Below are 11,733 nucleotides of genomic sequence, written 5' to 3' on the forward strand. Positions count from 1 at the left end.
TCATGGACACCCAGACGCTGAAATCGGCGTTGGTGCGATCGTTCCGCAACTGGCGCGACCACCGCGCGGCGATGGCCGAACTGCGAAGTCTGGCGGTGCGTCACCCGGACCTGTTGGCCGCCACTGCGCGCGAATGCGGGATGTCTCCGACCGAATTGCGCACTGTTGTTTCGTCCGGGCATGGCGCGAAAGCGCTGATGGAGCGCATGATGGAGGTATTCGACCTCGATCCGCGGACGATTGGCCGAAGCGACCCGGCCCTTATGCGCGATATCCAGATACTGTGCTCAAGATGTGACCGCAAAGGTGTCTGCCGGCGCGAACTCGATTCCGGCACGGCGCGCGAGAACGCATTCGTCTTCTGTCCGAACGCCGAGATGTTCAACGACCTCGCCGCAAACGCACAAGTTCCGGGCGTGGAGCGCTGAGAGCCCCCTAGCCGAGGCCGAACCAGACCCTGGCAAGGCCGAGGAAGGCAAAGAAACCGACCACATCGGTCACAGTGGTGACGAAGACCGAAGAGGCGATCGCCGGGTCGGCGCCGAGTCGGTCAAGCAGGAGCGGGATGAGGATGCCCGCAAGCGCGGCCGCCAGCATGTTGACGATCATTGCCGCCGCAATCACTCCGCCGAGGCCGGAACTGTCGAACCAGAAGGCCGCTATGGCCCCCATGACGATGGCGAAAAGCACGCCATTGATGAGGCCGACGATGGTTTCGCGGCGCACGATGCGGGCGGCGTTGTAGATGTCGAGGTCCTTGGTCGCAAGGGCCCGCACGGTGACGGTCATGGTCTGGGTCGCGGCGTTGCCGCCCATCGACGCGACGATCGGCATCAGGATGGCAAGCGCCACCATCTCCTGGATGGTGGCATCGAACAGGCCGATCACCAGCGACGCCAGGATGGCGGTCGCCAGGTTGACCAGCAGCCAGGGCGCGCGCGAGCGCGAGGTCGCCGCGACCGTATCGGACAGTTCCTCGTCGCCGACACCGCCCATGCGCATGAGATCTTCTTCGGCTTCCTGCTGGATGACATCAACGACGTCGTCGATGGTCAGGACGCCGACGAGGCGCTCGTTCTCGTCAACGACGGCAGCCGACAGAAGGTCGTATTGCTCGAATTCGCGCGCCGCCTCCTCCTGGTCCATGATCGCGGGAATGGCGTGACGGGTCTCGTGCATGATCTCCTCGATCCTGACCGCGCGCTTGGTGCGCAGGATCTGGTCGAGATGCACCGCGCCGAGCAGCTTGAACGTCGGATCGATGACGAAGATCTGCGAGAACTCTTCAGGAAGGTTCTGGTCCTCGCGCATGTAGTCGATGGTCTGACCGACGGTCCAGAATGGCGGCACTGCGACGAACTCCGTCTGCATGCGCCGGCCGGCGGTCTCTTCGGGATAGTCGAGCGCGCGACGGAGCCTGATACGTTCGGTGAACGGCAGTTTGGCCAGGATCTCGTTCTGATCCTGCTCGTCGAGGTCCTCGAGGATGTAGACCGCATCGTCCGAATCGAGCTCCTGCATGGCGAGCGCGATCTGGTCGTTGGGCAGATCCTCGACGATCTCCATGCGAATGGCATCGTCGACTTCGGTCAGGGCGGAAAAGTCGAAATCCTCGCCCATCAGTTCGACCAGCGCGCGGCGCTGCTCGGGCATCAAGGCCTCGATGAGGTCGCCAAGCTCGGACTGGTGAAGCTTGAGGATGTCCTGCTTGAGCGTCAGCGTGTCGCGGTCGGCGATCGCCGCGCCGATATGGGCGAGGTAATCGGCACGCAGAATGCCGTCCTCGCCGTAGATGCCGGCATCGAAGGGCGCCTCGGGATCGACGCCGACCGCCTGTTCCTCTTCCGTGCCGGACACTAGCCGCCTCCGCTTTCGCGCCGTCTTGCCGTCCGCGCGGAAGCCGCGAAAGGAGGGAATGTGTCCCGCCGTTCCCGCTGCGTCCGCTCACTAGCAACTAGCGCGGCATGCGCCTGAACACAAAGCCTGCGTGTTTGCAATCCGCTGAATTCGTAAGAAAGTCAGTCGCGGATGCGGCGCAGGATGGTCAGGCTCTCCTCTCGGTCGAGCGCATCGCGCACGACGTCGGGCACGCCTGCGCCGCCGGTGCCCGCCGGTTCGTTGAGCGCGATGTCGCGGATCGTGACGCTCAGCGTGTGGGTCAACTCGCGCGCCGCGCCCAGCGAAAGGTCGCCGCCGATCAGCGAAAAGTTCGAGGTCGAGAGCGTGATGCTCGGCCTCGCGCGCTTGTCGGTGATGACGGCGAACGAGATTTCGTAGGAATAGGCGGCCGGTGTCTCGCGAACGTTGATCAGCGACACGGTGGTCTGAAGGATCCATTCGCGCAGGCCCAATCCGCCGGCAATGCGCTCCGGCGGACTGGGAATCTCCCCGGAGCAGGCGAGCTCGGTGAAGGGGTAGTAGACCGATACGGTGGTGTCGACGGTGTTGACATGACTGCGCATCGCCCCGAGGCCCAGCCCCGCTGTACCGTAGTCTACCGGGATTACCAGGCTGGCATTGCCACCGGTATCCAGGATGCGCTCCAGCTTCAGCCCCGCCGTGACCTTGGCATATTGGCTTTCAACGGTGATGCCCGCCTCGCGCAGCCGCTCGGAAATGCGCGGCTCCGTCTTCAATTCCGCCAGAGCCTCACAGAGCTCCTGTTCGACGGTGTAAAAGAGCGCTTCGACCTTGATGTAGTCCCGTTCCTGGAACTTGGGCAGTTGCGCGCAGCCGGCGACCGCCAATGCCAGCACACACCCGATCCGCATTGCATGCCAAGCAAAGCGCATGCGGCCCTCCCCCGTCAGAAGCCCCTCGCCGGCATTTCACCTTCGAATCCGGCGCGACGCAAGGTCGCTCACAAGGTATTCAACCCTGGAAGAAACAACCGCAGCGCAAGGCTTTAGTCAGCATCGTCGATTGCGGGAAAGTCTTCCGCCAGCAGATCGGCGTAGCGGCCCGAAAAGGCTTTGGTGCCGTAGTGGACAGCGGTGGTCTCGGTATCGAGCCAGATGTCGCCACCACAAAAATGCGTCCAGCGCATACAAAAACTCTGATCCTCGCCATACATCAGGCCGCCGTCGGGCGAGGTCAGATGGCTGAAGAAGTCGTGATAGGCCAGTCCTTTATGGATCGGGGCGTGCTCGAGTCGCGGCTTGCGTGAGGCAATGCCCTTCGCCACCATGGTTTCGGGGACCGCGCGGCTCAGAAGCATCAGCCCGGTCCCGGTCGCCGGTACCGTGATGAAACCGCCGCGCCTCTTCGGCACCCAGGGGGCACCGCCGAACTCGGCCTTCTGGTGGTTGTATATCCAGGCGCGACTCAGCAGGGTCTCGGTCGGCGTGCGCTCGGCCTTCGGCAAGTGTGCGTCGGCCTCGATCAGTTGGCGCAGCCGGTTCCAGCGCGCGTGCTTCTGCGGATAGGCGATGGCCGCGAAATCGACGCCGAACGCGATCAGGCGCCAGACCGCTTCGGGGTCGGCATAGATGTCGCCATCGACGCACAGCATGTGCGTAAACTGAGTTCTGGTCAGGAAGATCGACATCAGCTGGTTGCGCGAAAAAACGATGTCGGAGAATTCGTAGGTCTCGAAACCGAAAGGAACGCCGCGACGCGCCAGCCCCTGTGTCAACCCGATCAGGAACTTGGCGGTCGGGGTGGCGATCTGGCCTTGCGTCGGCATCGCGATGAGCAGCACTGGCTTTGTCATTCACGGTCTCCCGGCCAGTCGGGCAGCACAGGGCCGCATCGCCCGACGTCGATAGTCGCTTGCCCACCATGCAGGCAAATAGCGCCGGCTCAAGCCCGGCGCGAATCTCTGGCACCGGCTTCGGATTGTCAGTGATGTCGTAAAATTCTGGTGCGGTCGAGAAGACTCGAACTTCCACGGGTTGCCCCACAGCGACCTCAACGCTGCGCGTCTACCAATTCCGCCACGACCGCACGTGGTAGAAGCCGGTCGCAACCGGCCCGGCGCGTTTAGCAAATCGCCTGTCAGGAAACAAGTGGCGTGAGCGGCCAAAATCGGCGCCGCGCCGGGGTCTTCACGGCAACGGCGAAAGCCCCCCGCTTTACCTCGGCACCGTTTGTCGCCATATGTCGCGTCAGGGAGTCCGCCATGGCTGACCGCCAGAATCTCGACCACCGTTTCCTGCCCGTTCCCGGCACGGCGCCCGCGGAATGGCGCGTCGAGCAGGACCTGATCGGCTACCAAACAGCCCTCGATTTCATGGAGGCGCGCGCCGCAGCGATCCGCGCCGGCACGGCAGGAGAACTGGTCTGGCTGGTCGAGCATCCACCGCTTTACACGGCCGGTACCAGCGCCCGCCCGGAGGATCTTCTTGAGCCGGACCGCTTTCCGGTCCATGCGGCTGGGCGCGGCGGCGAATATACTTATCACGGCCCCGGCCAGCGCGTCGCCTATATCATGCTCGACCTCAAGCGCCGCAAGGAGGACGTTCGCCTTTTCGTCGGCGCGCTGGAAGAATGGATCATTGGCGCCTTGGCACGTTTCAACGTCAAGGGAGAGCGCCGCGAGGACCGTGTCGGCGTCTGGGTGGTGCGACCCGAACGGCCTCCGCTGCCGGGTGGGCGTCCAGCCGAGGACAAGATCGCAGCAATCGGCATCCGGCTGCGGAAATGGGTGAGCTTTCACGGCATCGCCATCAACGTCGAACCTGACCTCACGCATTTCGCCGGCATCGTGCCCTGCGGCATTGCCGGGCATGGCGTCACCAGCCTGGTCGATCTCGGCCTGCCGGTCACGATGGCCGACCTCGATGTCGCGCTGAAACAGTCGTTCGAAGACGTCTTCGGCGCGGCCGAATCTGTCCCGCGGGAACTTTCGCTAAGGAGCGCGTGAATGACACGATCAATCATCGCCGCCCTGTTCGGCACGACGTTGCTTCTCGGCGCGCCGTCGGCGGCCCAGCAGGCTACCGACGCGGTGGCACCCGAAGCCGCAACCGGCATCACGGAGCGGCAGGCCGTCCTTGCCCGCACCCGCATGGTGGCGGCGGCAAACCCGATCGCCGCCGAGGCGGGCCTTGCGGTCCTGCGCAACGGCGGCAGCGCCGCGGATGCGCTGGTAGTGGTCCAGACCGTGCTCGGCCTCGTCGAACCTCAGTCCTCCGGCATCGGCGGCGGCGCCTTCCTGGTCTGGTATGACGCAGAGAGCGGCAAGATCACCACGTTTGACGGCCGCGAGACGGCACCTTCGGCCGCAACGCCGGAGCTCTTCCTCGATGGCGACGGCGCGCCGCTGAAATTTTTCGACGCGGTGATGGGCGGCCGCTCGGTCGGGGTTCCCGGTGTCGTGCGGCTGATGGAAAAGGTTCATGCGCGTTTCGGCGACAAGCCCTGGGCCGAATTGTTCGAACCGGCGGCGACCTTGGCCGAAACCGGCTTCGCCGTCTCTCCTCGCCTGGAGGCGATGATCGTCTACGACGCTGCCCGGCTCTCCAGCCAGCCCGCGACCCGCGCCTACTTTTTCCATGCCGACGGCACCCCGCTCAAGGCGGGCGAGACCCTGACAAATCCCGCCTACGCCAAGAGCCTGCGCGCCATCGCCCAGGGCGGCGCCGATGCCTTCTACGAGGAAGGACTCGCGGAGGCGATCGTGACGGCCGTCAACGGCCACCCCGACAATCCCGGAGCGCTCTCCATGGCCGACATGGCGGCCTACGAAGCCAGGGAGCGCGATGCGGTCTGCGTCGGCTATCGCGGCAACGACATTTGCGGCATGGGCCCGCCCTCCTCCGGTGCGCTGGCGGTCGGACAGACGCTCGGCATGCTGGAGGGCTTCGACCTTGCCGCACTCGGCCCCGATGATCCGGAAGCGTGGCGGCTGATCGGCGACGCTTCCCGCCTCGCCTTCGCCGATCGCGGGCTTTACGTCGCCGACAGCGACTTCGTTCGACTGCCGGCCGGCCTGCTCGACCGCGATTACCTTGCTTCACGCGGCGAACTGCTGCGCCGCCCGACCGCGCTTGGCGAAGACGAGGTACGGCCGGGCGAGCCGCCCTGGGACAAGGCCGAGCATCGCATCGAGGGCCTGAACCTTGAAATGCCGTCGACGACGCACTTCGTCATCGTCGATGACCGGGGCAACATCGCTTCAATGACCAGTTCGATCGAAAACGCCTTCGGCGCCCGGCTGATGGTCGCCGGCTTCCTGCTCAACAATCAGCTCACCGATTTTTCGTTCCGGCCAGAAGCAGATGGCGCAGCAGTGGCGAACCGGGTCGAGCCGGGCAAGAGGCCGCGCTCGTCAATGTCGCCGACGATCGTTCTGCGCGACGGCCGTCCCGTTTACGCGCTTGGATCGCCCGGCGGCAGCAACATCATTCCCTATGTGACCAAGACGCTGATCGGGCTGATCGACTGGCGAATGGACATGCAGCAGGCGATATCCTTGCCGCACCTCACCAACCGTTTCGGAACCTATCAGCTCGAAGCCGGCACGAAGGCCGAGCGGCTGGCCGACGACCTGACCGCGCTGGGCTTCGAGGTCGAGGTGAGTGACCTCAATTCCGGACTGCATGGCGTCGCCTTGCGCGCCGACGGTACGCTCGAAGGTGGCGCCGACCCGCGCCGTGAGGGAATGGCCGTCGGCGACTGAGGCCGCGAGGAGCGCGGGCCGCGTCTCGCGCGCTGCCTGGAAGCGTTCATATTTCTCCCAGGCCCAGAGGAAGGCGGCGGCGTGGATGAGGAAAGTCGCGACCAGAGCGGCGGCCATGGCGGCGCTCTCCAGGGCCGCAACGGGCTTGAGTTCGTGGCGGGGTTTCACCGACCGCCCCGCCGTTATGAAACTCAGCAACGCCAGCACGGCGCCGCCGGCAAGCACCGCGCGCGGCGCGAAACCGGCAATCAGCCCGACCGCGAGGAAGGCAGCCAGAAGAGCAAATGCCGCCAGCGCCAGCGCCAGCTTGCCGCGGCAGATCTGGCGCAGTACCTGGCCGCCATCGAAACGCCACATCGGAACCAGATTGGCCAGGTTGAAGATCGCCACGAAGGCGGCAAGTACCGCCGCGACGGCAGCGGCGTAGCGCATGCCGGCAGCACCCGCTGCCTCGCTCGCAAGCATTGCCGCCGGCACCAGCAGGGCCGAGAAGCCGGCGCCCATCAGCGCCACGAAGGCAACCTCGAAGCGGCTGTCATACGGTCGCCCGCCGATCGCCACCCCGCCGAGGATCGGAATGAAGATCATCCGCACGCGCCGGTGCCCCATCACCCGAAAGGCGGCGAGATGACCGAGCTCGTGCAATGCCACCGCCGCGGTCAGGCAGGCCGACAGCACCAGACCCTGAACCGACAGGCCGAAGAACGGCCACAGCAGCAGCGTGGAAAGCGCCGCGAAGCCGAACTGCGTCGCCGGATGTTCGAACCACCCGCTTTGCGGTCGCCGCCCCGTTTCCAGCCACCGCTTCAGGCCGGCAGTGCGGCGGCGCAGCCGAAAGAAGCGAAAGCCCAGGAAGGCAAGCCCGCGATAGCTGTCGCTCTGACGAATGGTGACGCGGGTCATGCCGCCCAACCGGTCCAGCCGCGTCTCTTCGCGGAAATGTCGCCAGAAGGTTCCATCGAGCGAACTGTCGTTCTCGACCCGCACGGCAAAGCACTCGCCTGCCGTGACATCGTCAAGTCGCAGCGTGCGCTCGATGAAGCTGCCGTCGCGGCCTTCATGGCCTGTCGTCACCAGAACACGCAAGGGCTCGCCGGGCAGCCGACAGGCCGAGCCGATCTCTCCCGACCAGGACGCGTCATCGCCAAGCGGCCACAGCGCGTTCCATGCCTTCGCCTGGCTGCAATCGATACTCACCGACGCCACCAGCGTGCGCCGCCCAAGCGGCACGGCCAGCAGCAGGAAGATCAGGCCGAGATTGGCGCCGACAACGATGGCGATCATGAACGCGGACAACGGAAACGCTCCAATTGCCCGCGCAAACTAGGTCCGGCTGATCGAAGAAAGGCTTAACGCAGCCCGTCACGCATGTCTCGACAGCGGCACCTCAATAGGCGCCGATCCACATGGCCAGCGAGACGATGAACACGCTCATGGAAACCAGGGCGGCGACATCCTGCAGCATCTCGGTCATGATGGTCTCTCCGATTTCGTTATGTTCCTATCTTGTTCTATTTATGTTCTCACCGCAAGGCATCGCAAACGCGAACATGCCGCCTGCTGACATTTGAGGTAAATCGTTCGTTAATGGCGAACGTCGCTGTCGCGGAGCCGGCTGCGGGGGCGCCGTGCGTGCCCTGGGCGGCTACGCGAGGACGCCCAGCTTCAGAAGCTGGTGATCTTGCCGTCCGCCAGCGTCACGCGCCGGTCCATGCGCTGCGCGAGGTCATGGTTGTGGGTGGCGATCAGCGCGGCGAGGCCGGAATGCCGCACCAGCGCCTCCAGCGCATCGAAGACATAGGAGGCCGTCACCGGGTCGAGATTGCCGGTCGGCTCGTCCGCCAGAAGCACCAGCGGCGCATTGGCGACCGCGCGAGCGATGGCGACACGCTGCTGTTCGCCGCCCGAGAGTTCGGACGGTCGGTGCTGAGCACGCTTGCCGATCTTCATGTAGTCGAGCAGTTGCATGGCCCGGTCGCTGGCTTCCTTGACGCTCAACCCGTGAACGAGTTGCGGCATCATGATGTTTTCCAGTGCCGAGAATTCCGGCAGCAGATGATGAAACTGGTAGACAAAGCCGATGTCGTTGCGCCGGATGGCGGTGCGTTCGTCGTCGCCGAGCCGGCCACAGGCGCGGCCGTTGAGGATCACGTCGCCACCGTCCGGGCGTTCGAGCAGGCCGGCGGTGTGCAAGAGAGTCGACTTGCCGGCACCCGACGGCGCCACCAGCGCGACCATCTCGCCAGCCCTCAACACAAACTCGGCGCCGTTCAGGATGACGAGCGTCTTAGACCCCTGCTGGTAGCGCCGCTCGACGCCCTTCAGCACCAGCACGCCTTCGGCATCCATCATTCGTACCTCAGGGCTTCGACGGGATCGAGCCGCGCGGCACGCCAGGCGGGGAAGATGGTGGCGATGAAGGACAGGACCAGCGCCATCACGATCACTGAAATGGTCTCACTGGCATCCATCTTCGCCGGTAGCCGGCTTAGGAAATAGAGTTCCGGATCGAACAGCGTTGCACCCGACAGCCATGAAAAGAACTGACGGATCGATTCAACGTTGAGGCACACAAGCAGGCCAAGCACGACGCCGGCGACGGTGCCGGTGATGCCGATCGCCGCGCCCGTCATCATGAAGATGCGCATCACCGCAGAGCGCGTCGCGCCCATGGTGCGCAGGATCGCGATGTCGTGGCCCTTGTCCTTCACCAGCATGATGAGCCCGGAGATGATATTCAGAGCGGCGACCAGCACGATCAGCGTCAGGATCATGAACATGACGTTGCGCTCGACCTCGAGCGCGGAAAAGAAGGTCTGGTTGCGCTGGCGCCAGTCGGTCAGAAAGAGCTGGCGCCGCGCCGCTGTCTCGATCGGCTCCTTCAACTCATCAATGGCATCCGGATTGTCGACAAAGATCTCGATCGTCTGCGCACGGCCCTCGAAGTTGAAATAGAGTTGCGCCTCCGAGAGCGCGAGGAAGGCGATGGTCGCGTCATATTCCGACATGCCGACCTGGTAGATCGCGGTGACCGGATAAGCCTTCTGCCGCGCCACGGTGCCGAACGGCGTCACGTCACCCTCCGGCGACGTCAGCGTGATGGCATCGCCGACGGCGAGCCCCAGCGTCTCGGCCATGCGCACGCCGATCACCACGCCCTCGCCCGCGTCGAAGCCGTCGAGTGTTCCGTTGCGGATATTGCCGGCCACCAGTTCCATCTTGCGCAGGTCTTCCTCGCGCAGTCCGCGGACGAGCGCTCCGGTGCCCCGGCCGACACTGCCGGAAGCCAGCACCTGGCCTTCCACCAGCGGGATGGCGTAGTGCACCCCGTCGACCTCGTTGATGCGCGCGGCAACCTCCGCATAGTCATCGAGCGGACGATCGATCGGCTGTACGATCAGGTGCCCGTTGACCCCGAGGATGCGGGTCAGAAGTTCGGCGCGAAACCCGTTCATCACCGCCATCACGATGATCAGCGTGGCCACGCCCAGCATGATGCCGATGAAGGAGATCGACGCGATGACGGAGATTACCGTCTCCTTGCGCCTGGATCGCAGGTAACGCCAGGCGACCATGCGCTCGAAGGTCGAAAACGGCCCGGCGCCGGCGCGGATGTTCGCCGTTTCGCTCACGCACCGGCTCCGGTAGCCGCAAGCACCTCGGCGATCGGCTTGTTGTGGCGCTCGCCGGTGGCGCGACGCTTGACCTCGACCTCGCCGGCTGCTGCCCCGCGCGGCCCCACGATCACCTGCCAGGGAATGCCTATCAGATCCATGGTGGCGAACTTCGCGCCGGCCCGCTGGTCCGTGTCGTCGTAAAGCACGCTGACGCCCGATTTCTCGTAGGCCTGCTCCAACTCGGCACAGATGCGATCGCACTCGGCATCGCCGGGCTTCATGTTGATCAGCCCGATATCGAACGGTGCCACGCTTTCCGGCCAGATGATGCCGGCCTCGTCATGGCTTGCCTCGATGATGGCGGCGATCAGCCGGCTCGGGCCGATCCCGTATGAGCCCATCGAGACGAAATGCTCCTTGCCGTCTGGGCCGGTCACCGAGGCGCCCATCGGCTTGGAGTACTTTTCTCCGAAATGGAAGATGTGCCCGACCTCGATGCCGCGCGCCGACAGGCGCTCGCCCTCGGCGATCGCGTCCCAGGCCTTGTCGTCGTGCATGTCGTCGGTCGCGGCGTATGGCGTCGTCCAGTTGCGTACGATGCCGCCGATCTCCGCGTCATCGGTGAAGTCGACATCCTCCCCCGGCACGTCGAGGGACAGGAAGTCCTTGTGGCAGAAAACCTGGCTTTCGCCGGTATCGGCCAGGATGATGAATTCGTGGGAGAGATCGCCACCGATCGGCCCGGTCTCGGCGCGCATCGGAATTGCCTTCAATCCCATGCGCGTGAACGTGCGCAGATAGGAGACGAACATGCGGTTGTAGGCCGCTCTGGCGCCTTCATAGTCGAGGTCGAAGGAATAGGCGTCCTTCATCAGGAACTCGCGCGAACGCATGACGCCGAAGCGCGGGCGCACCTCGTCGCGGTACTTCCACTGGATATGATAGAGGTTGAGCGGCAGGTCCTTGTAGCTCTTCACGTAGGACCTGAAGATGTCGGTCACCATCTCCTCATTGGTGGGACCGTAGAGCATGTCGCGTTCGCCGCGATCCTGAATGCGAAGCATCTCCTTGCCGTAATCGTCATAGCGGCCGCTTTCGCGCCAGAGCTCGGCGGACTGGATCGTCGGCATCAGGATCTCCAGCGCACCGGCGCGGTTCTGCTCCTCGCGGATGATGGCGCACACCTTGTCGAGCACCCGCTTGCCGAGCGGCAGCCAGGAGAACGAACCCTGCCCCTGCTGGCGGATCATGCCGGCCCTGAGCATGAGCCGGTGCGAGACGATCTCGGCCTCGCGCGGATTCTCTTTGAGGATGGGCAGGAAATAACGCGACGCTCGCATGAAGGCTTCCGCTGAGAGGATGAAACACGCTGCCGGAATCGGCCGACGGTGCCGGCTGATCTGCCCGCGCTTCATAGCCATTTCAAGGCATGTTGGAAACCCGACCGATCGCCGCCGCGCGAGTGCCTGCCAAGCAGGCTGCCGGTGCCGCGTG

The 11,733-nt window shown here is 64.7% G+C and carries 9 protein-coding genes and 1 tRNA gene; 3 read left to right on the forward strand and 7 right to left on the reverse strand.

Features of this window, described 5'->3' with window-relative positions:
* The first annotated feature begins 2 nt into the window (after positions 1-2).
* The gene (locus FQ775_RS08425; protein WP_146301481.1) at positions 3-428 is read left to right on the forward strand and encodes a DUF6455 family protein; all 426 of its coding nucleotides are present in this window, start codon (positions 3-5) and stop codon (positions 426-428) included.
* A 7-nt stretch (positions 429-435) separates the two neighbouring features.
* Here the strand turns inward: FQ775_RS08425 and mgtE are convergent, their stop codons facing one another.
* From mgtE to FQ775_RS08445, 4 genes are all read right to left on the reverse strand, one after another.
* Positions 436-1,857, reverse strand: a complete 1,422-nt coding sequence (gene mgtE, locus FQ775_RS08430) for a magnesium transporter (RefSeq protein ID WP_146301482.1) — start codon at positions 1,855-1,857, stop codon at positions 436-438.
* 161 nt (positions 1,858-2,018) lie between these two features.
* A complete protein-coding gene (locus FQ775_RS08435; protein ID WP_146301483.1) occupies positions 2,019-2,792 on the reverse strand; it encodes a hypothetical protein in 774 nt (257 codons plus the stop codon).
* A gap of 113 nt (positions 2,793-2,905) precedes the next feature.
* Positions 2,906-3,712 carry a hypothetical protein gene (locus FQ775_RS08440; RefSeq protein ID WP_146301484.1) on the reverse strand — a complete coding sequence of 269 codons (807 nt, stop codon included), beginning with the start codon at positions 3,710-3,712 and terminating at the stop codon, positions 2,906-2,908.
* A gap of 148 nt (positions 3,713-3,860) precedes the next feature.
* A tRNA-Leu gene (locus FQ775_RS08445) sits at positions 3,861-3,945 on the reverse strand.
* Positions 3,946-4,120: 175 nt separating this feature from the next.
* On the opposite strand from FQ775_RS08445, the gene lipB reads away from it, so the two are divergent.
* A complete protein-coding gene (lipB, locus tag FQ775_RS08450) occupies positions 4,121-4,864 on the forward strand; it encodes a lipoyl(octanoyl) transferase LipB (RefSeq protein ID WP_146301485.1) in 744 nt (247 codons plus the stop codon).
* Positions 4,865-6,622: a gamma-glutamyltransferase gene (ggt, locus tag FQ775_RS08455; RefSeq protein ID WP_146301486.1), complete on the forward strand. Its 1,758-nt coding sequence runs from the start codon at positions 4,865-4,867 to the stop codon at positions 6,620-6,622.
* Positions 6,623-8,287: 1,665 nt separating this feature from the next.
* Here ggt and FQ775_RS08465 read toward each other — a convergent pair.
* Genes FQ775_RS08465 through proS form a run of 3 tightly spaced genes read right to left on the reverse strand, consistent with a single transcriptional unit; the run spans position 8,288 to position 11,579 of the window.
* On the reverse strand, positions 8,288-8,971 hold the full coding sequence (locus tag FQ775_RS08465; RefSeq protein WP_146302108.1) for an ABC transporter ATP-binding protein: 684 nt from the start codon (positions 8,969-8,971) through the stop codon (positions 8,288-8,290).
* The gene (locus tag FQ775_RS08470) at positions 8,971-10,197 is read right to left on the reverse strand and encodes a lipoprotein-releasing ABC transporter permease subunit (protein ID WP_146302107.1); all 1,227 of its coding nucleotides are present in this window, start codon (positions 10,195-10,197) and stop codon (positions 8,971-8,973) included. The genes FQ775_RS08465 and FQ775_RS08470 overlap by 1 nt, the downstream gene beginning before the upstream one ends.
* A gap of 53 nt (positions 10,198-10,250) precedes the next feature.
* The gene (gene proS, locus FQ775_RS08475) at positions 10,251-11,579 is read right to left on the reverse strand and encodes a proline--tRNA ligase (protein ID WP_146301487.1); all 1,329 of its coding nucleotides are present in this window, start codon (positions 11,577-11,579) and stop codon (positions 10,251-10,253) included.
* Positions 11,580-11,733 lie beyond the last annotated feature (154 nt).

It is taken from the genome of Nitratireductor mangrovi (assembly GCF_007922615.2).
GTDB classification, from domain to species: domain Bacteria; phylum Pseudomonadota; class Alphaproteobacteria; order Rhizobiales; family Rhizobiaceae; genus Mangrovimarina; species Mangrovimarina mangrovi.